This is a genomic window from Streptomyces sp. NPDC093568, assembly GCF_044764945.1.
Lineage (GTDB): Bacteria > Actinomycetota > Actinomycetes > Streptomycetales > Streptomycetaceae > Streptomyces.
On sequence record NZ_JBIWJD010000004.1, the window covers coordinates 668,300 to 691,035 of the forward strand.

The window sequence follows — 22,736 nt, forward strand, 5'->3', positions numbered from 1 at the left end:
TCAATATGACGGGCCGTAAAGGGAGTTCGGGGGAGAGCTATGTCGTTCGGCATCTTTGATGTGGACACGGATGTGCTGCGGCGGCAGGGGCGGATGTTCGCCGACCTCGGGGGTGATTTCGCCCGAGCTTCGAAGAAGCTGCAGGGTGACCTCGAGGGGCACGGGGAGCCGTGGGCCGACGCGGATTTCGGCGAGGTCTTCGGGGAGATTTACACGCCGATTCGCGACGGGATCTTCACGTCCATGGACAGTCTTGCCGAACGGCTTCAGCAGATCGGGCAGAACCTGCAGGACAATGCACGCGACTACGACGCCTCGGACGCGTCGAACAGTGGCCTTCTGAGCGGAATCGCCGGGCAACTCTAAGCGAACGCAGGGATATTCAGGGATTATTCGGGGATCTTCGGGGATATTGGCATGTCGCTCACACTGCCCGGCGAGCTTGTCTGGGTGCTCGACCTCCTCGGCTACAGCTGGCCCGAGGCCGACGAAGAAGCGCTGCACCAGGTCGCCGAGACCTGGCGGGGCTTCGGCGAGCAACTGGAGAAGTTCCAGTCGCAGGGCGAGGGCTTCGCCCGAACCGTCGTCGCAAGCAACTTCGGTGAGGCCATCGAGGGCTTCAGCAAGGACTGGGGCGCCTACACCGGCGCGAACGGCGAGGACAGTTACCTGCCGGACGCGAAGACCGCGTGCGAAGTGATCGCCTTCGCCTTCGACGCGGCCGCGATCGCCGTCCTCACCGCGAAGCTGTCCGTGATCGCCCAGCTCATCGCCCTGGCCATCGAGATCATCGCGGCGCAGGCCGCCGCGCCCTTCACCTTCGGACTGTCCGAGCTCGGCGCCCTCGGCGCGACCCAGGCCACCCGCCTGATCGTCCGGGAGCTGCTGGACCGGCTCAAGAAGGAGGTCATGGAGGCGATCACCAAGGCCATGGAGCACGCCACCATGGACGCTCTGAAGGAGCTCGCCAAGAAGGTGGTCAAGGACCAGGTCAAGCAGTTCGTCCAGGAGAAGGTCGTCGACGCCGCCAAGGACAAGGCCCGCGAGACCGCCGTCGGCATGGCGCAGAACGTCGGCCAGCAGAGCATCGAGGCGTACTTCGACGCACGGTCCGGCATCGACCTCGGCGAGACGGCGGACCTGGCCAAGACCGCGGCCGGTGAATATGTGGACGGCCTCAAGAACGAGGTCACCGGGGGAGAGGGTTCGACACTCGCCGGCTACGCGGATCCGAATACATACCTGGACCACGCGAAGGAGACGGCCACGGGCGCCGTCGGGGATCGCGCGCAGCAGGGGGTCGACGCGATCGCCGGGCATGGTGGTGGCGGTGGTGGCGCGCGTGGGTCCGACGGGGGTGCGGATGCTGCATCGGCCGGGAGCGCGGATGCCGCCTCTCCGACGGGTTCCGGTACGAGCGGTTCGGCGAACGCCGCGCAGACGTCCGGCCGCGCCACAGCCACCACCCCCGCCGCCGCGCGTACGTCCGCTCCGTCCGGCACCTCCGCGGGCGCCGACGACTGGGCCCGTAATGAATTCGGGTGACCTGTCACTCCCTCCACCTCCTCCCCTCACCTTCGGCGCGGAGCGTCAGCAGTCCAAGGCCCGGTTCGCCGAGCCAGCCCTTCCTGGTCGTTCACGGCGGATTCCTTAGGAATAGGTACGTGCAGGATCAGATCGGGGATTGCGGGCAGGTGGGAGAAAACACCTGCGAAAAGGTCAACAGGTCGTGGCCGTTGTCGAGTTGGCACCGTGTGCGCGATACCCGCACAGGACACGTGTTGAGCGTTCGCAGATGCGTTGGTAGGTTCGCGCCGGTTGAGACCGCCGAACCTCCGGATGAGGTAATCCCGTGGACAGCGCCGCGAACAATTCCGACAAACGTGTGGACGACTCCGAGTTTCTGGAGATGACCCAGCAGGACGCGGCCCAGGCCAAGATCCTGAAGCAGTCCCTTGAGCATCTCGCCTCGGGGCTGGGTGGTCCGGCGCTGAAGGAGATGGCCCAGGAGGTCCTCTCCGGCCGTATGGGGCTGCGTGAGGCGGCCAATGTGTCGGCCTACGCCGAGGAGGCCGTCGTACAGTCCGCGCCGCTCGCCGAGAAATGGGCCGCCATGTCCGACAGCGAGCGCGAGGCGCTCGCGGCGGAGGGTGAGCGCCGGCTCGAGGAGGAGCGGCGGCGGCTCGATGAGGAGCGGCGCGCGGATTCCGAGAACGGGTCCGGCGGGAAGTCGCGTCACGACGGGCGTGGCTGGTCCTTGTACTGAGGCACCCGGGTGCCGCGGATTCCGAGGTGCCGAACCGTCGTAGGTGCGGCGCAGGCAATGGGGGAGAAATGAACTTTCGGGTGGAACCCGGTGCGATCGACGGCTTCTCGAAGCTCGTGGGGCGTGCCGCGGACGGCAGTGCGCAAGCGGTCTCGTACACCGGCAATCACGCCCAGATCGACGCGTCGGTGGGCGGAGCGGCCTGGGACCTCGTCGCGGGCGACCACGAGCAGTACGTCAACGAGGCCAAGAAGGCCCTGGGGAAGGTCAAGAGCCTTCTTGAGTCGTCCGAGAAGGAACTGACCGGCACGGCCAAGTACTACCGGGCGACGGACACCGACGAAGCCGCGAAACTCGATGCCACCTATCCGGGCTCCAAGGTGTCGGGTGGCGCCTCCGGGGGCGATCCGCACGACTTCGCTGACGCCAGTGACGCCGTGGATGTCCTGAAGCCTCCGGGCGACCCCAGCAACCCCCTGGTCAAGTACGCGTCCGGGCACGCGGACGAATTCCAGATGAGTCCCGTGCAGAAGTCGCTGGGCAGTCTCCTCGACCTGGGCAGCCCCTCGGCGATGGCCGTGGAGGCGTCCAAGCTGCTCTTCGACTTCGACCCCTTCGCCGAAGTGACGAACTGGGTGTTCGGGGACTGGAACAAGTACAACGACTGCTCCGACGTATGGGGCAATCTGGCGTCCTTCTGTGACTCGGTGGCCGCGAATGTGCGCAAGGGCACCCAGAACGTCGGTCTGACCTGGGACGGCAACGCCGCGAACGCCGCGACCGTCTACTTCGACGAGTTCACCAAGAAACTCGAGGAGATCAAGGAGACGTTCAAGTCCCTGCAGAGCTGCTATGCGCAGGCGGCCCAGATGGCGTTCCAGTTCGCCGAATTCCTGAAGTCGTTCCTGGTGATGTTCTGCGACCTGCTCGTCATCTGGCTGGTCAACCTGCTCGCGGCGCAGGCCGTCAACGCGATCCCGGTCGGCGGTCAGGTCGCGTCGGCGGCCATGTTCGCGCTGGCCGCGGCCGAGGCCATCCGGCTCATGCAGCTGTGGGCCGAGGCGTCCAGGGCGTTCGACGCCTTCGCGTCGGCGCTGAGCGCGCTCGGCGTGGTCATGTCGACGGCCGTCAACGGGTTCTCCGCGGCGGACGGATTCCCGCAGGTGGGCAGCAGTGGTTACGACCATGCAGCGGTATAGGCGCTAGGAGCCGGTCGATTATGAGTTTCTTCGGTGGGACCGACAACCTCGAGCTTTTCCTCTCGCGCAGCCGCGCGATGAGCGTCGGCTCGGTGCCGGTCTGTCTGGCCCTCATGGTCTTCTTCATCACGGAAGAGGGCTGGCGCTACAGCCTGTTGCTGTGTGGCGTCCTACCGGTGATCGCCGCGTACCTGGGGGTGCGGGGCAGGAGCGAGATCCGTGCCGGGATGGCCGCGGCGGGGCTCGGCCTCGCCGTCGCCACGCTGCCGTTGACGTTCGTGCTGGCCTCCCTGGAGGGGGCGTAGTGGCGCCCCGTGAGGACGACAGCCAACTGCGGGCCCGGTTCCGGGCTCAGGGCCGGGCGGAACTCGCGGAGGGGCGGGAGCGCGATGCGCGGCGGGCGCGTGGGCTGTACGCGGCGCTTGCCGGGCTGGCGGCCGTCGTCTGCCTCGGGCTGATCGTCGTACGGCTTGGTGGGGGCGATGCGGGAGGGGTCTGGGTCGCCTCGTACGCCGTGGGGGCCGTCCTCAGCGGGTGCGGATACGTGCTTGCGAGGAGGGGGCGTACTCGCTGGGCGATGGTCGTGGTCTGTGTCGCCGTGGCGTTGGCGGGGGTTGGCGACAGCCCTGCTCTTCGCTAGTCCCCGCTCGTTGTCAGCCCTGCTCTGCGCTGGCCCCGCCCTACGGTGAAGCCGAAATGAGGGAGCTGCCGGCCGGGCGCCCGGAGGAGGCCCCGGGCGGCAACAGAGGAGATCACCTCTGACGGCGCCTGCTTCCGATGAGGTACGCCACGCCCCAGGCCGCGGCCGCGGCGAGTAGCAGGCCGAGGGGGGAGAACCAGTCGACTCCGCCGTCCGTCTCGTTGTTCCACCAGGCCTTGGCCGGCCAGAGGGGCTCGTACCTGAACAGGTCCCAGACGGCACCGGGTGACTCGGACTCGGCGACTACGAGCGGGATGGAGTTGATGTAGCCGAAGAACGCGCCGAGCGCGGCTATGACGGCGCCCCAGACGTGGGCGCCGGTGTTCCGGTGACCCACCATGCCGACCAACCAGCCGACAATCGCTCCGTTGAGCAGTGCGTGACCCAGGTAGAGGGTGTTGGCCGTCGTAACGGACTGATCCTTGTACGTGGCCAGGATGAGACCGCTGTAGAGCAGCGAGACCACGACCGACGCGAAGAATCCGAGGAAGACCGCGCCCACGGGATGACCGCTCGCGTTCGGCCGCTGCCCGTACGGCGCCTGGAACGGCGGGGCCTGGTGCATCGGGTACATCGGTTGCACCGGGTGACCCGGGTGACCCGGGACGGGGGGTGCTCCGGGGTGCATGGGGGGCTGGCCGGGGACGGGCGGCGGACCCGCCTGCATCGGGGGCTGGCCGGGTGCGGACGGCGGGCCGAATCCTGGTGCGCCGAAACCTGGTGCGCCGAATCCCGGCGCCTGCTGCGGCGGGGCCGGCTGCGTGTACGGGTTGTTGGGGCCCTGCGGAGGCTGCGGCGGCTGGGGTGGCTGCGGCGGCGGTTGGAACGACGGCTGGCTCATCGGATTCCCACGGAGTGAACAAGTAAGAACAGCAAGTTATCAGTGAGATCAGGAGACGGGCGTCGGAGGCGGAGCGGGCGGTGTGAAGGGCGGTTCGGATGATTCGACGCTCGGCGGCACGGCGCTCGTCCATGCCGCCGAACCTTGCTCAGATGGACAGGGCGCCTCTGAAAAGGGAGTTGGGCACGTCGGGGTGCGTGGTGGCGAGCCAGCCGTGGCCGTGAGTGCCGGCCGCGTGCATCAGGCCGGGCTCGACAGAGAGGTTGAAGGCCGCGCACTCTGCGACCGTTGCGGGCGACGTACCAGTTCTCGGCCGAGTGGTAGGGGTCGAGAAGGTAGAGGTGGGCCTCGCCGCAGTGTTCGCTCAGTTTGTCCGCCTGCAGGAAGCCGTCGAGTTCGTCGATGAAGCCGAGAGCGGCTACGGCGTCGTCGAGCCGGTCCCCCGGGAAGGCCAGCCAGCGACCGCCCTCCGAGGGTGTCCGCACCGGGAGTTCGTCCAGCAACTTGATCCGCACGAGCCGTTCCACAGTGCGGCGATCGACCTCGTCGAGGCACTCGGCGCCGCCCAGGTCGAGCAGGACCTTCAGGGCGTTGCCGCGCAGACGGCCCGGACCATGCCGACGTATCTCGCGCAGGCGGGGCAGTGCCTCGTCGCCGAGACGCTTCAGGACGGATTCGGCGCTCCATTTCAGGGGGATCGGGAGGCGCTGCCGACGTGCGGCAACAGCGACTCGACGACCTGGGGGGCCGATGGCGACCAGGCGGTCCTCCGCGGTCTGCGCAGGCCGCGGCCCTGTACAGGCCGCGGTCCTCGCCGGCCGCGTCGTGGAGGAGAGAGCCGATGGGTTCCGGCACAGGGGTACCTCGTTGGGGCTTGTAGGAATTCACTGGCGAGTGTCGTTCGGGGAGAGTCCACGCCCGCAGCGGAGCGCTGCCCGGCCGAGCACCTGATCCAAGTACGGCCGCCACCCGCGACTGCGGACGGCGGCCGTGCCGGAACGCGAACAGAAGCTCACACCTCGGTGAAGCACAGCGTGTAGTCGAAGCCCCGGGTGTTGCGGTACTGGATGCCGTAGTCGTACTTCGACTCGCACTCCTGGTCCTGGCCGGGAATAAGGGCACCTGTCTTGTACTCGGCCTCGGGCGAGCCACAGTCGACGACCGTGGGCAGCGGCTTGCCCTGGGGGTCCGCGACCTTCACACAGTCACCGATCTCGGGGTCGTGCGTCTTCGCCTCCTCGGCTGCCGCCGACGCCGAAGCCTCTGCCTTGGCCTTGCCGCCGGTGGGGCTGGTGTTGTAGTCCCAGACGTAGTAGGCCAGCCCGCCGAAGATCGCTACGACGACGACAGCCGCCTTTATCATCCGCAAAGCCGCTCCCGGCTGCGGGCGCTGCGGACCGCGCGGCGGCTGTGGCTGCGGCGGGTATCCGTACGGCTGTTGCGGCTGACCGTAGGGTTGTTGTGCCTGCCCGTACGGCGGTTGCGGTTGCCCGTAGGGCTGGTTCGGGTACTGCGGTGGAGGCGTCGACATGCCTGGGAACCCCGTGGTTTGCGTGAACGAATATGGATCAACGCGAAGTTGACCGGGCGAGACTATCCTCCGGCGGCATCCGCACGTGACGCGAGATACTGGGGATGTCGAGCGGCGAGACGCACGAGGAGAGACGACATGACCGGCCAACCCCAGAACTCATCGAATCCGCAAGGCCCCTCGCAGGATCGTGGCGTGCTGGACGAGGCGCTCGAACCGGCGCAGATACGTTCACTGAACTCCGCCCTGCGCAAGCTGACCGAGACCGACGGTGTCAGCAAAGACATGCAGGAGGCCGCCAAGAGGATGCTCTCCGGCCGCCTCGCCCTGCGCGACGCCCTGGACGACCCCGCGGTGGCACGCGCCCTGGGCGGAGGCATGGCGTCCCTGCGCGGTCAGTGGGAGTCGCTGTCGGAGGAGGAGCGCGACCGGGTCCGGCACGGGGAGGCACTCACGGGCGGCGGCGCCACTTCTGAGTCCCCTGAGCAGAAGGGTCCGCAGAGCCAGCCCTCTCAGCCGCCGAAGAAGGGGCAGGGGCGTCACAGCGGGGGGTTCTCGTTGTACTGATCCAACCGGTCCTGCGGGGGAGGGAGTTCGGGCTGGGTGTGGGGTGCGCGGACGGTTTGGAGGGCTTCGTCGGAGTGCTGGGCCGTGTCCGCCTGCCCGTTCGACTCTAAAGGGTGGCCACGCGGCTCCCGATCCGTGTAAGGGCGCGCGGGGACGAGCGGATCTTGCCCCCTGGCGGCACGGTCCTCGTTGAGGCGGGGGTGAGTCCGAGCACGGTCATCGGTCGGTCAGGGAATCGGTCAGTCGGTGGTTCGCAGTGCGGCAGTCCAGAAGGTGGCGTCCGTGTCCGCGTCGTCGAGGTCGGGCAGCGTATCCTCCAGATCGCCTCTGATCGCGACGCGCTCGGTACGGCTCCCCGCCGCGGCCAGCATGCACCGGGCCACAAGGTAGTACTGGAGCCGATCGATGAACGCGGCAAGGCTGCCCGCGATCAACACGGCGCTGGTTTCGTGCTCCCCGTAGTGAGGCTCGTCGGGCTCGTCGTCGAAGTAGTTGTCATCGAAGTCGTCTTCCGCGCCGCTCCAGTCGTCCGCACCGAACAGGACGACCTGCCCCGTTCGGCCGTGCAGGACCAGGTCACCGGCACCCCACGTACCGATCTTGTAGTACGCGCCTGGGACGGCGTCCGCCGACAAGTCGCCAGGGTCGAGTGGGGGCAGACCCACTTCGTCCAGAGCCTCGAGTCGTATTGCGGCGCCTTCGAAGGCGGGCAGTCCGACCTCCGTGAGAACGCGGCGTGCCTCTGCGTCTGTCACCCCGTCGGGCACCAGGCCGGTGGGCAGGCGACGTACGACGCCCGGTTCGAAGAGGTCGGGGTCGTACGATCCTCGGGGCCGTGCTGTCCCGCCGTGCAGTGCGGGGAGGAAACCGGAGTCGTCGAAGAGCGGCTCCCCGTGCACCTTGCTGATGCGCGGACTGCCGGCGGGGTCGTGGAGCTCGACCGCGAAAATGCCGCCGAGCCCGGTCACGACCAGAAGGTCGCCGATCCTCACCTGATCCGACAGGAACGGGGGTTCCAGGGTCTCGAACACGGTCAGATCGTCCCAGTCGGGTGTGACGTTGCGTTCCACGTCGGTGGGCCAGAGCGGCTCGCGCTGTCCCGGTGCCGGCATCGCCGCCGGCCATGGGCCGGCCAGCTCCTCGCCGGTTTCGGCGTCCCAGACACGGTGTCGCTCGTCCCATTCCCCCGGAGCGGAAACGGCGTGCCGGCCAGGGAGATAGTCCTCAGGGGCGATGACCGGGTCTCCCAGTGGACCGGGGCGAACGTAGGCGGCGTTCAGTACACCCGGCGGCCGCCAATGGGCCCACCGCACCTGCCACGGCAGCGGCCGGCCCGACGAGGCGATCTGGGCGGCGGTCTCCGTATCGCCACGCACCGTACTCATCAGGTGCAGCCACGATGCCCATTCACTCTGGGACAGGGAATCGACGCCGCACATCCACAAGTTGACCGCGTCCCCGGCCGGGGACGCACCGTCCACGACATACGAGCCGTCGGCGCGGGCCGCGTCGATCAGGGCGACTTGATCGATACGGGCAACGAGCCGTCCGGAGCGCTGAACGGAGTCGAACTCGTCGGCCTGCACGGCGTGCATCGCAAGTCCCTGCGTCAGGTACTCGCCGGTCGTCCCTGCCGCGGGCTGATTGCGGAGCCATGCGACCAGCTCCACATTCACGGCTCGTATCACTTCGGCATCCGTGCTCCGACGCAGCGTCTCGGCATGCCGCTCGTCTCGGAAGCGGACCCAGCCGTCGCCTGCCAGCTCCAGTAGCTCGCCAGAAGTCTCCAGCGTTGTGGCGACATCCGGAGACCGGCCCACATGGGACCCCAGCGCCTGGGCGAGGACGGTCCACACCGGCAAGGGAACACGACGGACCTCGGCCAGTGCCAGCGCACGCAGCGCTTCGGTGTCCGTGCCACCGGAGAGGTGCCCCGTAGCCTCCTTGGAAGCGCTCGGTTGCAGTGCCACAACCAAGTGATCGTGTGCCAACCGGTCATCCGGCAGGTCCCGTTCGATCAGGACCTTGAGACCGCCGCCAACGGCCAGTTCAGTGGTGAAGCGGTGCACCATGCGCGCCGGCTCCGTGGAGCGCCGCGTACGGCCCGCACGGTGGGCATTGACGATGATGACCAGCCCGCCACCGAGGGCGGAGTCCTCGAGCTCGAATCCCCAGTCCGACCGCTTCTCCGGCAGAGCGGTGAACCCAGCGGCCGTCATGACCCGATCGATGACGTCCTCACAGGTCAGCCCGGTGGCATCCACGAGCACCGCCTCGCTGCGTGCCTCACCCAGTCGCAGCAGTGTCTCTGTCCGTCCGGACCCAGGAGGGCCGGTGAGCTCGGCCACTCGGTGGGTCCCGCTGTCCGACCACTCCAGGAGCTCGGTCAGGGCCTGTTCGCGTGATACGGGTGCAGGGGCGGGGGTCTGACGGCTCATCGCTGATTCTGCTGACTTTCGGTGTGTTCACACGGGGGGGGGGCTGAAGGGTTACTTTAGGAGTTGTCCCGTAAACGATCTTCAGCTTGGGAACAGGCGGCCAGCTGTTTGGCGGGCGCCTCGCTCGACCAACTAGCAAGGGCGAGGTCGTGCAGGCGGGCGAGCCGAGCATGGCGTGGTGGACGCTGTCGCCGTTGAGACGGCAGTCGCGAAGGATCTTCCAGCCCTTCATCGGGCCAAGGTGTGCTCGACGCGGGAACGTACCTGTTGGTGCGAGCGGTTGTGCTCGTCCCGGATGTACTCGCGCTCCGTGCGGCTTGATGCCATGGCGGCAGGCACCGCCCCAGCACGTAGTCCCGCAGCATGGTCACGAACTGCTCCCATGCAACTGCGGCGGCTGCGCTGGGGTTCGCAGGCGAGCACGTGGATCCGAACGCGGTGACCTCGACACCGGAACCTGATCCGTCGCCGCCAAGGAATCGGCGACTGGCTGCAGGCGCCTCCGGCTCAGGTGTCAGACCCATTCAGACCCGTAGAAGGCCAAGTCCCAAGTGCTGTCCTCGAAGTCGTGCCCCTCGAGGATGAGCGTCCAGGCCTCGGCCCGGGCGGCGGCACCGTCGATCTGCTCGCACCATCTGGCGAGGTTGTGCTGCGCGTCCTTGTGGTCGGCGAGGTAGGGGAAGTGCGTCCTGCGGAACTCGTCGTACAACCGGACCATGGCGAAGAACTGTGTGAGGCTGCTGCCGGCGACGGGGTCGGGCGAGCCACCCGTGGTGTCCCTGAAGAGCCGACCGGTGCTGCCGTCGAGCAGGAGCCTGGAGTACATCCAGGTACCGAGCTCGTAGAACGGGCCGTTGCTGGGTGGCTCGCTCCTGGCCCGGCGTTGTCGGGGCACGTCCCGGCCCCGGCCGGGCCAGGCCACTTCCGGCAGGGAGCGGTCGCCGCGCGGGGTGATGGCGAGATGCAGGAAGTCGCTGATTTCCGGCAGGCCCGTCTCGGTGAGGAAGCGGCGCGCGGCAGGGTCGGCCAGCCCTTGGGGGAGCTGATCCTCGGCCAGCCGATGGCAGGTCCCCGCGCCAAAGGTCTCCTCGAGCCAGTCCCGCATTCCGTCACCGCGCAGAGCAGCGGACGCGGACGGCGGCAGCGGCCATCGAGCGGACCGGGTGTGTGGGGCGACCTGGGGCCGCTTGCGGTACGTGTCCGATGCGGCGCTTCCAGCCGCCTGGACGGATACGGCGAAGAGGCCTCCGGTGCCGGCGAGTACCCAGTGTCCCTCGACGTAGAGGCCCTGTGTCACCGCGGACGGGCAGTTGGGCGGATGAGGGAGTGCGCGGGTCCCCACTTGCCAGCCGCTGTCCGTGTGTTCGGCGAAGGTAACGGTGGGTGCCTCGGGACCGGGAGGGCGGCGTGCGTTGCTCCAGGGGAGATCGCCTTCCGACAGGGAGGCGCGCACCTCGACCGGAGCTGAGGCAGGCTCTCCGGTCACTGGGAGCCACTCCTGACGGAGGTACCGGTATTTAGGGTAGGCGTTCTTGCCCGTCGTCACGTCCCGGGCCGTGACGATGGTCAGGCCGGACTCGCCGACTGTCACGCCGAGTTCGTCGACACGACCGGCTTCGTCCTGGACTTGACCGAAGACGCCCATGGGCCGCCAGTGGGTCCAGGTGGTCCGCCACGGCAACGGAACCCCTGAAGCCAGTAGCTGTTCGGCCAGCTCTGCACGCCCCGCGCTGAGTGCCGCGTGATGGAGCCAGGCCACCCACTCACCCTGCGACGAGGGGGAGATGCCCTGAACCTCCAGGTAGTGCAGCATCGCTGCCACGCTCGCATACGGCACTCCGTCGGGGTGGACGATGGCCAGGGCCTCACGCAGCGCGGTGGCCGAGCACTGGGCCAGCAGCCGTCCGTCGTCCAGAAGGCGGGGCAGCGCACCAGCCAGCGCGGCATGCAGGGGAAGAGCCTGAGCGGCGTACCGGCCCACCGGTCCTTGCTGGGACCAGAGCCCCGGTCCGCCGTCCGCCGTTGCGGCCACCAGCGCTTCAACGGCGCTGGACTGGGCCGTGGAATCCCAGGGCTGCCTGCGTCGCCATGCATGGAGGAGAGCATCGGATCGGAAAGCGACCGATGACCGGCCCTCGTCCACGAGCAGGACATCCGGTTGCCGTTCGGCGAAGGAGAGGAGCGCTTGCGCTGTCGCAGGTACACCGCTCGCGGAGGACAGCAACTGCCAGACAGTCAGCGGCACCTGACGTAGTTCGGCGGCGGCCAGTGCCCCCAGCCGTCGCGCCGCAGATGGTTCCTCCTCGGCAGCCCCACCGGCCGAAGTCGGCGTGGGCAGGGTGACTTCGTATTCGGCGATCCGGGGCGGGTTTACGAGGCCCGGGTCGTATTCCGCCATGACCCAGACCTCACGGCCTTCGAACCGTCTGAACCCCGGAGCCAGAATCTCCGCGACGCGGGCCGGTTCGGTGGAAGTCAGGACCTCGCCCGCGTACTGCACGTTGGCGAGGAGGAGGACACAAGGACGACCGACAGGGGCGGCACGGCACTCTTCACGCATGCGAGTGGCCAGCCTGTCGGCACTCATGCCCCGGCAGTCGATCAGTGTGGCGCTGGGCCAGCGGGCCCGAACTGCTCGTAGATACGCGGTCTTGCCGCTGAGCGCCGGACCGAGAACAGAGAACACCCGCCGCTGCCGTGCGGGCAGCTCCCGCCAGATCTCGATGCGAGCCCAGTCCTCAGCGTTGATCTCGGGCACTGGGGTGATCCCTTCCATGAGCGGTGGTGCGTTCAGCGACGTTACTGGCCCGACTTGGCGTTGCTCTCCCAAACGCCCTTGAGTCGGTTCACATAGTTGTTGAAGTCGGCCTTGAACTTGACCCGGGCCTCGTCCTTGGCCTCGGCGGGGGTCATGGTGGTGCCGTCGTCCCGAGTGAGGTCCGCATTCTCATCAATCGCACCCCTGCGGAATCCGACACCATAGTGAATGCGGAGCTTGTTCTTCTTCTCTCCCTCACCCAGCTCGTCGTCGGGTTTGCCGTCTTCGACTTCATTCGCCAGATAGTCCGAGCAGTCGTTCCCGGAGGCGTGGCCACAGGGTTCGCGTTCGGTATAGAGACTGATGGGCTCGAACGGTTGCTGGCCGGCGGCTTCGCGCCTCTCGTTCACCGACTGAATCCAGTCCATGGCGTGCGGCTCGGAGTGGACACCGGAGCCCCAAGGCTGACTCATCGGCAGCGAGCTGTCCACGACATACCGGATCTCGTTGTTGTTCTCCGGATCGCGTACCTCGACCACGGCATAGTTCTTACGCGACCAGTCGCCCTTGTGCTCTTCGAGCGCTTTGAGCTCCTGCTGGACTGCATCCTCGATCTCGCTGTCGGTGAGTCCCTGGCCGTCGTCGATGCGGTCGGCGATGGCCGCTTCCAGGCCGGCCCGATTCGGTATGTCGTACCTGTTGTGGTAATGCAGCCCACCCGACTTGATACCTGCTTTGTCCATGAGCTTCTGGATGGTCTCACGGGCCTTGTTCGAACGCTCAATCTTCTCCGGATCGTCCGTGGTCGGAGTGAAGTTGGTGGGTGAGTTCGGGTTGTCGGCATTGGGGTCGAGCGCGATTCCGACCGAGCTCGTCGCATGAAAGCGCAGGTCCATCCGGGCCAGTGCCGCGACGACGGCTCCCTGCTGCCCCTCGGTCATGTCGCCGAACCCGGGCAAGGCATGGATGAGGGTCTGCTTGCGGATACCGCCCTGCTCTGCAGCGAGGCCGTCGCGCAGGAGGGCACGGAGATCGCCGTCGGTGCTCCACTGCCTCAGGTTGTCGTATACGGGCTTGAGTTCGGTCTGCCGGACTTCATTGGTTTCCCGGAGGTGAGCCTGGGACGGCTCGGGGAGCATGTGGTAGTGCGTGTCATCCCGTCTCTGAACGGCTTCGTACTCGGCGCTGCCGCGCGGCCGCTCGGGGGACTTGTCTCCCTCAGGGGCGGCTCCTGCGGGATCCTCCGGGGGCCGACGGTCCGTACTGCCCAGCATCTCAGGCGTCTGGCGGTCGGAGTTCCGCTCTGTTGAGGGGCGTGACTGGCCGCCGCTATCCGAGGTGACCGGCTGCCGGTTCGAGTCCAGCGGAATCGCGAAGACCCCGTTGTTCCCGTCGTGCAGCGGCCGTGAACTCTGCTGCCCAGTCTGGGCGTCGATGTAGGTGATCTTGCCGTTGTGGTTGACGGCGTTCCACGCGTGCGACCGCCCGTTGGCGTCCTGCGTGATGATCACGGCCTGGGAGCCGTGGCCGCTGTCGCGGAGGGTGTTCTCCAGGCGGTTGAACGCGTCGCGCCCGTTGCCCATGTCGCTGAAGCGGGCGCCCAGCGTGTTCTCGATGCGGTCGCGGCCGCCCTTCTCGCCGCGGTCGGAGGGGTTACCGTCCGCGTCGAGGTCCGGCGTACGCGCTCCTGCGGCCGTGGGGTTGCCGGCGTAGGTGTCGACCGTGGACAGGGCCGTGTCGACGCAGTTGTTGTTGCGTCCCGGAGCGTTTCTGCCCTCGCCGTTGATGCGCTCCACCCAAGGGCCGTCCGACGGGTCCGGCGGCCGGGTGGGGTCACCGTTCTCGTCTCGCGGAACCGAGTTTTCCAGAGCGTCCTGCTCTGCGCGGGTGGGGTCGGTGACGCCGCCCGGAGGGTTGGTGTTGCGGGTCTCCGAGGCCGGGGTCGGGGTCTCGTTCGGCTTCGGGTTGTCCGAGGAGTTCGGCTGGTTGGGGTTGTGAGGGGTGGAGTCCGGGGTGTGTGGGGTGGACTGCTGGGGCTGGTTGTTCGACGTGGGGGTCACGTGGTGGACCGGGACCGCGACGACCTGCGGCTGCTGCTGTTGGTTCGGGGGCGGGGTGTTCGTTGGGGGCTGAGTGGGGTTGGGCTGCGCGCCCGGCTGGTTCGGGGTGCCTGGCTGGTTCGGGGTGCCCGGCGTGCTGCCCGGGGGCTGCTGGGGCGGCCTGTTGGGGGCGGAGCCGGTGCTCGGCTGGTTCGCGGTGCCGGGCGTGCCCTGATGGGCAGGGCCGGGCTGGGGTGAGGTGTTCGGTGTCGACGAGCTGGGCGTGGATGAGTTCGGCGCACCGCTGCCCGGAGTCGACGTATGCCCGGAACCCGCGCCGGTCGATGTGGAGGGCGTGGTCGTGGGGCTGCCGGTGGACGGCGATGCGGTCCTGGGGGGCGTCGACTGGGACGGGTTCTGGCCCGGAGTGCTGGTACGGGTGCCGCCGGACGAGTCCGCGGTGTTGCGGGGGGTGGTGCCGTCACCCGGCCTGGAAGTCCCCGGGTTGTTGCCCGGCGTCGTGCCCGGCGTGTTCCGTGCCGTGCTGCCGTCGCCCGGGGTCGCGTTACCGGGGCGCTGGGTCGGTATTCGACCGTCCGGCGTGCTTGACGTACGGCCATCCGCTGGACCGGGTGTTCGCCCGTCCGGCGTCGAAGCAGGCGTGCTCCGAGGCGTCGTAGGAGACGTAGGGCTCGGCGTCGAGGCAGGCCCCGTTCCCGTGGTGGAGGGCGTACTGGCGGAAGGATTCCTCGCCGGACCGGAGTTGGGATTCGGGCTCGTCGCGGACGGCGTGCTGGCGCCACCGGAAGCACCTGGGCTGTGCTGCCCACCACCCGGAGCTGCCCCCCCGGCGGAAGGCGCGGTAGGCGACGTCGGCATCGCTGAGCCGCCGCCATCCGAGCGGCCCCCGGTACCGGAGGGAGACGAGTCGGCCGTCGGCGTCGGCGCCGCGTTGGACTGCGTGGGGGTGGTGGCGGCCAGGCTGTCGATGTTGGTGCCGATCGAGCCGCCGCCCGGCGAGGACGACGTACCGCCCGACGAGGTGGGAGCCGGGCCGGAGTGCGAGCTCGGTGAGGAGAGACCGGAGACGGAAGGGCCGCCGCCCGAGTGCGAGGGCCCGGACGAGCTCGGAGTGCTGGACGAACCGTTGGAGTCGGAGCCGTTCGGGGAGGGGCCGGCGGGCGAGGGGTCGTCGAAGTCGGACAGGGACGATGCGGACGGCGACTGCGTCGGCCTGGAGAACGGGCTGTCCGAAGACGACGTGTTCCCGGAGTCGGACCCTGAACCGGATCCCGAACCGGATCCCGAATCGGGGCCCGCACCGATATTGGGCCCGCCGATGTCGTTGCCGCCCGTGTCGGCGGATATGCCGCTGCCTATGTTCGCGCCGGGAATGTTGCCGTTGCCCGAGCGTGTCGAGGTGTTGGAGTCGGACCCCGACGAACTCGACTCGGAAGACGAAGAGTTGGAGGACGGAGAGTTGGAGGACGAAGAGTTGGAGGAAGAGGAGGAGTCGGACGACGAAGACGAAGAGGACGAGTCGGATCCGGATCCGGCGTTGGAGCTGGAGCTGGAGCTGGAGCTATCCGCCCCCGCGTCGCTGCCGATGTCACCCCCCGACGGCCCCGACGGCCCCGACGGCCCGTCATACCCGTCGATCCGGCTGTCGATCGCATGCCGGGCCCGGCTGCCCGCCTTCTGGCCCAGGCTGTCGCGCACGCCTTCGGCGAAGGTCTGCGGACTCTGTCGGAGGGCGTCGAGGCCTGCCTCGCCGCCGGCCTTGATGGTGGCGCCGACGTCGTAGCCTTCCTGCGCGCCGAAGCCGACGTTCACGGTCTGGCGGACGAGGTCGGTGATCATCGCCTCGACCGCCGAGATCGCGGGTTCCTTCAGCGTCTCCACGAGCGCCTCGATCATGGCTTTCTTGAGCTCGTCGAGGATGCGCCGGACGATCAGGCGGGTGACCTGGGTGGCGCCGAGGCCGGCGACCTCGGACAGGCCGAAGGTGAAGGGCGCGGCGGCGTGGGCGGCGACGATCTCGATCGCCAGGGCGATGAGCTGGGCGATCACCGCCCACTTGGCGAACTCCACCAGGTAGGCGCAGGCATCCAGCACGTTCGCGATGAGGAAGGCCGCCTCGGCCGCGCTGCGGAGATAGCCGTCGCCTCCGCCTCCGCCGCCGTCGAACTTCTCGTAGGTCTTGGTGAACTTGTCGATCGATTCACCGGCGTTGTGGGCGGTGACCTGACGTGCGGAAGTGTTCGCCCTGGTGTGGAGCCCGTTGACCTTTTCGCCGAACTCCCGCCACATGGTGGCGCAGTCTCTGAGCTTGTCCTCGTTCGCCGTCGGCCACTTGTAGCCCAGCATCTGGAGAACCCACTCGAGCTCGTCCGGCAACATCATCGCCACAGCAGAAAGCACCCCCGTCGGACAACAAGGCCGTACAACTCCCTCTCCAGCCGAGGGAAATCACACAGGAGTACAGCCGTCCGCAAAGTTTACGGACTCCCCCGGAGACGACTTCAGGTGTTCGCTGTCACAAGTCCGTTGCAGGTCGCCGCTGTTGCCGGGAGCAGGACGCCATGACGCCATGACGGCTCACCGCGTACGGCCCTGAGTGCGCTGTCGATGTCCCTTGATGTCGGGGCGGCCGATGTGGCCTTCCGCGCGCTCGGAGTCACCGAGCCAGATGTGCGGGACGTGCTGCTGGACCGCCGGGACGAGCTCCTGTCGGCAGGCGGCGGGGAAGGGGAGGCGGTAGCGCAGGCGGGGCAGGTCGGGGTGCGGCGGCTCCTCGTCGCGGACGAGGGTCCACAGGACGGGGTCGTCCCGGTCGATGGGGCCGATGGGGAACAGCTCCAGGGAGTAGACCTTCTGGCTTCGGCCCTTCTGGCCGCGGCCGAACCTGCTCCAGTACAGGCCGACTCCGGCGAGCGCCTGCCAGGGGATGACGTTCCGGGCCTTCCCGTTCTCGACCCATAGGCCGGTGTTGTCGACGAGGATCCGGGCACGGCGGTTCGCCCAGTTGGCGATGAAGAGGAACACGCCGAGCGCACCGAGCAGCAGCAGGAAGACGAGGCCCACGTACCCCGCCGGGTTGGACTCCCCCTTCTGGTTTCCGGTAGCAACCACGACCGCGCCGATGACGCCGACCGCGCCCAGCGCGATGAGCAGGACGGAGCAGGGGAGCCCGGTCATGGCACCGCGGCGACCGGTTCGTATGACCGTGGCGTCGGGCGCGGGGGAAGGCGTGTGCGAAGGCAACATGGTGCGTGAGCTTAGCGAATTGACCTACGCTCCCTCCTCATGACGACGCACGGCCGGGAACACGGTGGGGAACAGGTACAGACGCAGGTGCGAGGCGAAGAGGGTGATCCGATCCCGCCCGGTGCGGACGAATTCAGGGCGGGATTCCCACGGCAATCCGACCCCGGCTTCGCGAGACAACGGTCGCGGCAGGCGCGGAGCGCTCGTGGGGGGCTCATGGCCGCCGGGGCGTTGGTGGCGCTGGTCTGCCTCATGGTGATCGTGGGGCAGCTCACCAGCGGTACCCAGGCGGGTGTGGGGACCGCGGTGTACGGCTTGAGCCTCGCTTCCGCCGGCCTAAGCGTGGAGTTGGCGCGGCGCGGACGCACCCGGCTGGCCATGATGGCGATCATCTTCGCGGCGGCGGGCGCGTCGCTGGCGGACGCACTGCCCTGACCTGCGCATCGTGCTGCACAGGCAGGGCGTACGTGTCATGACCGACGCTGCTTCCGATACAGCGCGACAGCCGCCTCCGTCGGGATGTTCGGCACGGTGACGGTCTCGCCGGTGTCCTTGGCCACCACGATCTTGCCGCCGCCGGGCGCAGCCGGCTGAGGCCGGCCTGCCGCGTCCGTGACGGGCGGGAACACCGCGTACACCAGGTATCCGATGTCGAACTCCGCCACGCGCAGCTCAGCGGGAGTGCCGTCCGGCAGCTTGGGCTGCGCGTAGCGGCTGCGCACGATGGCGAGGGCCTGCTCGGCGGTGGTCGGCGGCGGTGCCGGGTGACGGTCCGAAGCCACGCGTTTGTCTCCTGGTCGTAGAGGGTCGCCGCCTTCGCCCGCTCGCTGAGCCTGCTTGCCGCGGCCGGTCAGAACAACCCGTGCCACATCTGTTCGACGATCAGCGACCACCACGTCTCCGCGTTCCCCAGCGCGGACGCGTCCACCGCCACCAACTGCTCCTGCAGCGCCGCCACTTCCGCGCCGGCCGCCACCGGGTCCAGCCCCCGCATCCGCTGCCGTGCGTCGGCGACCAGGCTCAGCGAGCGGGCGAAGGCGGCGGCCGAGACATTGACGTACCGAGCGGCGGCCGTCACCGGATCCACCGCCCAGACCGCGCCGAGTCCGTCCGGCTGCCCCGCCCCCGGCAGGTACTGCACCGCGATGACCGCGACGCCGTCGAAGCCGATCCGGACCAGGTGTGCCAGGGCGCCGATCTTCTCCTCGCCGGCCGGGCTGCGCCGCTCGCGCAGATTCGTGGCGACGTCCGTGAACAGGCCGCCGGCCGGAGGCGCGTCGGGCCGGTCGGCGGTGAAGAAGAGCGGGAGGTCGGCCGGGAGCCCCGCCCAGGTGAGCGTCGCCGCGGCGGCTTCCGGCAGACGGCTGCCGGCGATGTCGTCGGCGTCGTAGCGGCGTACGCCGTCCTCGCCGAAGACCTCGACGAGACGGCGGCCGAGCTGCACGTCGCGCATCGGCTCCGCGGGAGTCACCTGCGCGGGCACCGGCACGCGGTGCGGGCGCGGCGGCGGCTGCTGACCGGCGATCCGGTGCATCGTCTCGACCTGCTCGACCAAAGCCGCGATGCCCTCCGCACGCGCCTCGGGACGGGCCCCGTAGGACTGCGAGCAGGAGAGCTGGGCGTGGGGGAAGGTGTTGAGGAGTTCGGCCGTGTAGCCGCCCGGGAGCAGGCTGGGACGCAGGTCGGTGTGGATGGCCACGACACTGTCGGTGGGGACGTTCATCCGTCGCAGCTCCCCCCACGCCTGGTATTCGGCGGGGGGCAGCCCCGGGGCGGAGGTGCGGAAGAGGGTGGTCTCCTCGCCGCTCGCCGGGTCGAGGTACGTGAAGACGGCCGTGTTGCCGGGCCCGGTGACCGGACGGGCGGTCCCTTCGGACGCGCCCCCGTGCTTCTGCCGGTACATCCGGACGACCTCGTCGACCGGCACCGACGGCCACACCGTCAGCTCGCCGCTGCCACGGTCCACGACCCCGCACGCGTTGCCGATCTCGGCGGGCGGCCGCCGCTCCCCGGTCTCCGGGTCGCGCTCGGGCTCCGCGGGCGCCGCCCACACGACCCAGCCCAGGTCGAACTCCTGCATCCGGACCTCGCGGCGCGGCTCCGTGGAGCCTTCCGGATTGAGCCAACGGTCGGCGATGGCGCGCGCCTGCTCCTGGCTGGTCACGGGGAGGCTCCTTCGAAGGGGGAGGGGAGGGGAGGGGGGAAGAGGAGGACCTGCTGTGCACGTTCCACGAGGCTGCCGTACACGTGCCTACGAGGCTATCGTCGCGCCCGCCGCGTGGATCCGGAGGGCCTTGACCCCGCGCTCGGTGGCGAGGAGAAGGATGCCGTCGGGAGAGAGGTCGGCCGCGGTGAACGGCGTGTCGGAGACCAGCGCGGCCACGAGCTCCTGATCCGCCCGGCCCCAGACGCGCAGGTAGTCGCCGCCCCGGCTCAGGCCCAGCGGGGCGGCGGCACGTTCCTCCTCCGAGGGGCGAAGGATCTGCCCGGGATCGGCGTCGCCGAGGTGATCAGCGTGTACGAGGCCATGGACGAGCACCGCGGAATCGGACCCGCCGACCGGCCGTGCGCCGGGTGTGCCACCGGGGACGACAAGCACAGCGACCGGGGTGGCCGGTCCGTCGGGCTGAGGCAGGCTGCCGACGGTCACGGCGCTGACACCGGACACGGGCAGGCTCCACAGGGTCTGCCAGGGAAGGTCCAGGCCGGGCCGCGCGCGGATCGCCTCGGCGTACTCGGGGAGTCCGTCCTCGACGAACGCGGTCTCCAGCAGTGCGGCACGCACTTCGACGGGTGCCTGGGTGCGGGTCAGCAGGGGCGCCGTACGCAGATAGGTACGGGCCGGTGCGCCCAGTTCCTCAGCCGGTACCGCCTCCACGGCGGTGCGCAGGGAAACCGGGTCGGCATGGATGAACAGACCGGGATCCGTGAGGAGTTGGGGCAGCAGCCCGGCCTCCAAGGTGTGGCCCGCGATGTTGTCGCGGACATAGGGATCGGCCTTGCTCCAGTCCTGCTCCGGCACGGCCTCCAGCAGGGCCATCGCGATCCGGGTCTGGGCGGCGGCGACACTGGGCAGACCGGCGCGGATCTCGTCACCGAGGGCCGGGTGCAGCAGCCGTAGCAGCGTGCGCCCGCCGTCGGCCGCGTCCGCCTCCTGTTCGGCTTCCTGTTCCTCGGGCTGCACGAACGGCGCGGCGAGCAGCATCCCGCCCGCGATGGCCTGACTCATGTCCTGCCCGGCGACCGCGCTCGCCAGCCTCGCCCACAAATGGACCGGTATGCCGTCGGTCTCGGCCAGGGCAAGGGGCGCCAGCAGGTACCGCAGCGTCTGCGGATCGGTGCCGAGCCGCTCGGCGTGCAGGTCCAGGGCCTCACCCACCGACGTCGGCAGGAACCTCTCGTCGGCCGGATCGAAGCCCTCCGGCGCCATCAGGAGGCAGTTGACGGCGAGTTGGACCACGAGCGGGCTGGTCCCGGCCCGGCGGCCGATGGCCGCTCCCAGGGCGAGACGCGCGGCGGGATCCACGGTGAACGGCAGCTCGGGTGCTCCGAACACCGGGTTCAGCGCCGCCTGTGCGTGCAGCACCAGGCCCTCGGGATCGGCCCACTCAGGGTCGTCGAGATCGATGATCCGCACGGTGCCGGACGACAGCCCCGCGGCCAGCTCGGCGGCCTGCGGACGCGGCACCTCGGCCAGCAGCCGGACCGTCTCGGTGGCGGCCAAGGGGGCGAGCACCTCACGCACCAGCCGTACGGGTTCGCCCGCTGCCCGTACCGGCCCCGCGCGGTCGACGTCCGGGACGACGACGGTCACCGGCTCGTCGAGCGCGGCCAGTTCGGCGTACACGGCCTCGGTGCTGGTGGCCGCCAGCTCGTAGTGGTCGGCGAGCAGCCACAGCACCTGGGCCGCGGTCAGCCCGTCGGGTGCGGGGACCGCCGGAGCCGGCAGCTCCGGCGGCACCGTCGACGGATCCATCTCCTCCAGCGGCAGCCGCTCGCGGTACTCCGGATCGCACAGCATCAGGAACCCGGTGAGCAGCCGCGAACGCCCGCTGCCGGAACCGCCGGTGACCACGACCACGCGCGGGGCGCCGGGCGTGGCGGCACGCCATGCGGTGAGTGCGCGCAGTGCGGCGGTCCGGCCGCCTATGTAGGGGTGCGGTGCGTAGTCCTGGCTCGAGCCGGTCATGGGTCCCCGTCCTCCGCCGTCGCGGATGCCTACTCGTACGACCCTGATCTTAGGCGGGGCGCCGGTCCCGGGGGCGAGCGGACGACGGACCTCTCGAAGCGACCTACTCGGCCGCCACCCCGCCGTTCCGAGGCGCCGCCTCCAGATCGAACTCCCCGTCCCGCGCCCCGAGTACGAACGCCTGCCACTCCGCCTCGGTGTACCGCAGCACGGTGCCGGGGTCGAGCGAGGACCGCATGGCCACCGCGCCCTCGGGCAGGTACGCGATCTCCACGCGCTCCTCGTCCTGCTCGGTGCCGGGCGCGCAGTGCCACTCGACACCCGAGATGTCGAGGGCGTAGAGCTCGTCGCGCTCCCGCTCCTTGCGCGCTTTGATGTCCTCTGCCTGAGCCCCGACCTCGTTGTCCCGTGCCTCGGTCATGCCGCTGGGCCTCTTCCTGACGTGCGAACGACGAACGCCTCTCACCCTACTGGCGCCGGTCGCCTCGCATGTGCCCGTCGCGGATCAGAGGGATCGAGGGGATCGGGGGATCAGAGGTCGTGCGGCCGCAACCTGGCGTGCGCCACCCCGGTCGGCACCTCCACCTGCCCGTCGTACTGGGCGGTGGTCTCCTTCCAGATGGCGTCCTGCTCGGCCTCGTTCAGCTCGTGCGCCACACCCATCTTGGTGAACGCGACGCCCATCCCGGCGATGCGCTCCGCGAGGCTGGCCATGGACTCGTACATACCGTCGCGCAGACCCTCGTAGACGACGCCGAACTTCTCGCCGATGTCGTCGTCGCCCCAGGGCGGGGTGTCGCCCTTCTCGAGCGCGGTCAGCCCGGTCTGCAGGGCCGTCACGGCCTTGGCGAAGTCCACGCCGACGTTGAACATGCTGTAGCCCTCGGTCTTGAGGACCTGGGGATCGGAATCCATGTAGTCCGACGGCACAACTGCCCCCC

General features: G+C 69.2%; 23 protein-coding genes and 1 pseudogene. 12 read left to right on the plus strand and 12 right to left on the minus strand.

Annotated elements, in window-relative coordinates:
* Positions 1-39: 39 nt before the first annotated feature.
* The 6 genes from ACIRD7_RS20405 (at position 40) to ACIRD7_RS20430 (ending at position 4,105) form a co-directional block, all read left to right on the plus strand.
* The gene (locus ACIRD7_RS20405) at positions 40-366 is read left to right on the plus strand and encodes a WXG100 family type VII secretion target (protein ID WP_403454989.1); all 327 of its coding nucleotides are present in this window, start codon (positions 40-42) and stop codon (positions 364-366) included.
* A 51-nt stretch (positions 367-417) separates the two neighbouring features.
* A complete protein-coding gene (locus tag ACIRD7_RS20410) occupies positions 418-1,545 on the plus strand; it encodes a PE-PGRS family protein (RefSeq protein ID WP_403454992.1) in 1,128 nt (375 codons plus the stop codon).
* 307 nt (positions 1,546-1,852) lie between these two features.
* On the plus strand, positions 1,853-2,266 hold the full coding sequence (locus tag ACIRD7_RS20415) for a hypothetical protein (RefSeq protein WP_403454994.1): 414 nt from the start codon (positions 1,853-1,855) through the stop codon (positions 2,264-2,266).
* Between the two features lie 68 nt (positions 2,267-2,334).
* Complete coding sequence (locus tag ACIRD7_RS20420; RefSeq protein WP_403454996.1) at positions 2,335-3,465, plus strand: hypothetical protein; 1,131 nt, start codon at positions 2,335-2,337, stop codon at positions 3,463-3,465.
* Between the two features lie 20 nt (positions 3,466-3,485).
* The gene (locus tag ACIRD7_RS20425) at positions 3,486-3,770 is read left to right on the plus strand and encodes a hypothetical protein (protein WP_403454999.1); all 285 of its coding nucleotides are present in this window, start codon (positions 3,486-3,488) and stop codon (positions 3,768-3,770) included.
* Entirely contained in the window at positions 3,770-4,105 is a 336-nt protein-coding gene (locus tag ACIRD7_RS20430) for a hypothetical protein (RefSeq protein ID WP_403455001.1), read from the plus strand. The genes ACIRD7_RS20425 and ACIRD7_RS20430 overlap by 1 nt, the downstream gene beginning before the upstream one ends.
* A 112-nt stretch (positions 4,106-4,217) precedes the next feature.
* On the opposite strand, the gene ACIRD7_RS20435 is transcribed toward ACIRD7_RS20430, so the two are convergent.
* A complete protein-coding gene (locus ACIRD7_RS20435) occupies positions 4,218-4,739 on the minus strand; it encodes a hypothetical protein (protein ID WP_403455003.1) in 522 nt (173 codons plus the stop codon).
* Positions 4,740-5,347: 608 nt separating this feature from the next.
* Here ACIRD7_RS20435 and ACIRD7_RS20440 point away from each other — a divergent pair.
* On the plus strand, positions 5,348-6,046 hold the full coding sequence (locus tag ACIRD7_RS20440; protein WP_403455006.1) for a hypothetical protein: 699 nt from the start codon (positions 5,348-5,350) through the stop codon (positions 6,044-6,046).
* Here the strand turns inward: ACIRD7_RS20440 and ACIRD7_RS20445 are convergent.
* Positions 6,019-6,369, minus strand: coding sequence for a hypothetical protein (locus tag ACIRD7_RS20445; protein WP_403455008.1), 351 nt, complete (start codon positions 6,367-6,369; stop codon positions 6,019-6,021). The two genes, ACIRD7_RS20440 and ACIRD7_RS20445, sit on opposite strands and share 28 nt — an antisense overlap.
* 306 nt (positions 6,370-6,675) lie before the next feature.
* Between ACIRD7_RS20445 and ACIRD7_RS20450 the strand changes: the two genes are divergently transcribed.
* Positions 6,676-7,104: a hypothetical protein gene (locus ACIRD7_RS20450; RefSeq protein WP_403455011.1), complete on the plus strand. Its 429-nt coding sequence runs from the start codon at positions 6,676-6,678 to the stop codon at positions 7,102-7,104.
* A 239-nt stretch (positions 7,105-7,343) separates the two neighbouring features.
* On the opposite strand, the gene ACIRD7_RS20455 is transcribed toward ACIRD7_RS20450, so the two are convergent.
* From ACIRD7_RS20455 to ACIRD7_RS20470, 4 genes and pseudogenes are all read right to left on the minus strand, one after another.
* Positions 7,344-9,452, minus strand: a complete 2,109-nt coding sequence (locus ACIRD7_RS20455) for an SUKH-4 family immunity protein (RefSeq protein WP_403455014.1) — start codon at positions 9,450-9,452, stop codon at positions 7,344-7,346.
* Between the two features lie 224 nt (positions 9,453-9,676).
* Positions 9,677-9,833: pseudogene (locus ACIRD7_RS20460) on the minus strand (IS5/IS1182 family transposase); the annotation flags it as partial.
* Positions 9,834-10,056: 223 nt separating this feature from the next.
* Positions 10,057-12,300, minus strand: a complete 2,244-nt coding sequence (locus tag ACIRD7_RS20465) for an SUKH-4 family immunity protein (protein WP_403455016.1) — start codon at positions 12,298-12,300, stop codon at positions 10,057-10,059.
* 41 nt (positions 12,301-12,341) lie between these two features.
* A complete protein-coding gene (locus ACIRD7_RS20470) occupies positions 12,342-14,360 on the minus strand; it encodes a toxin glutamine deamidase domain-containing protein (RefSeq protein WP_403455018.1) in 2,019 nt (672 codons plus the stop codon).
* A 73-nt stretch (positions 14,361-14,433) separates the two neighbouring features.
* On the opposite strand from ACIRD7_RS20470, the gene ACIRD7_RS20475 reads away from it, so the two are divergent.
* Genes ACIRD7_RS20475 through ACIRD7_RS20485 form a run of 3 tightly spaced genes read left to right on the plus strand, consistent with a single transcriptional unit; the run spans position 14,434 to position 16,437 of the window.
* Positions 14,434-14,574 (plus strand): hypothetical protein, encoded by a 141-nt coding sequence (locus tag ACIRD7_RS20475; protein WP_403455020.1) that lies wholly within the window; start codon positions 14,434-14,436, stop codon positions 14,572-14,574.
* Between the two features lie 24 nt (positions 14,575-14,598).
* Positions 14,599-16,143, plus strand: a complete 1,545-nt coding sequence (locus ACIRD7_RS20480; protein WP_403455023.1) for a hypothetical protein — start codon at positions 14,599-14,601, stop codon at positions 16,141-16,143.
* A gap of 48 nt (positions 16,144-16,191) precedes the next feature.
* On the plus strand, positions 16,192-16,437 hold the full coding sequence (locus ACIRD7_RS20485) for a hypothetical protein (protein WP_403455026.1): 246 nt from the start codon (positions 16,192-16,194) through the stop codon (positions 16,435-16,437).
* Between the two features lie 500 nt (positions 16,438-16,937).
* On the opposite strand, the gene ACIRD7_RS20490 is transcribed toward ACIRD7_RS20485, so the two are convergent.
* Positions 16,938-17,537, minus strand: a complete 600-nt coding sequence (locus tag ACIRD7_RS20490) for a hypothetical protein (protein WP_403455028.1) — start codon at positions 17,535-17,537, stop codon at positions 16,938-16,940.
* Between the two features lie 108 nt (positions 17,538-17,645).
* Here ACIRD7_RS20490 and ACIRD7_RS20495 point away from each other — a divergent pair, with 108 nt between their 5' ends.
* Positions 17,646-18,041, plus strand: a complete 396-nt coding sequence (locus ACIRD7_RS20495) for a hypothetical protein (RefSeq protein ID WP_403455030.1) — start codon at positions 17,646-17,648, stop codon at positions 18,039-18,041.
* Between the two features lie 35 nt (positions 18,042-18,076).
* On the opposite strand, the gene ACIRD7_RS20500 is transcribed toward ACIRD7_RS20495, so the two are convergent.
* The 5 genes from ACIRD7_RS20500 to ACIRD7_RS20520 all read right to left on the minus strand — a co-directional run bounded on the left by ACIRD7_RS20500 (position 18,077) and on the right by ACIRD7_RS20520 (position 22,710).
* Positions 18,077-18,388: a hypothetical protein gene (locus tag ACIRD7_RS20500; RefSeq protein WP_403455032.1), complete on the minus strand. Its 312-nt coding sequence runs from the start codon at positions 18,386-18,388 to the stop codon at positions 18,077-18,079.
* A 68-nt stretch (positions 18,389-18,456) separates the two neighbouring features.
* The gene (locus tag ACIRD7_RS20505) at positions 18,457-19,770 is read right to left on the minus strand and encodes an SUKH-4 family immunity protein (protein ID WP_403455033.1); all 1,314 of its coding nucleotides are present in this window, start codon (positions 19,768-19,770) and stop codon (positions 18,457-18,459) included.
* A gap of 87 nt (positions 19,771-19,857) precedes the next feature.
* A complete protein-coding gene (locus tag ACIRD7_RS20510) occupies positions 19,858-21,795 on the minus strand; it encodes an ATP-binding protein (protein WP_403455036.1) in 1,938 nt (645 codons plus the stop codon).
* Between the two features lie 103 nt (positions 21,796-21,898).
* Positions 21,899-22,216, minus strand: a complete 318-nt coding sequence (locus tag ACIRD7_RS20515; RefSeq protein WP_403455039.1) for a DUF397 domain-containing protein — start codon at positions 22,214-22,216, stop codon at positions 21,899-21,901.
* 110 nt (positions 22,217-22,326) lie between these two features.
* The gene (locus ACIRD7_RS20520; RefSeq protein ID WP_403455042.1) at positions 22,327-22,710 is read right to left on the minus strand and encodes a hypothetical protein; all 384 of its coding nucleotides are present in this window, start codon (positions 22,708-22,710) and stop codon (positions 22,327-22,329) included.
* Positions 22,711-22,736 lie beyond the last annotated feature (26 nt).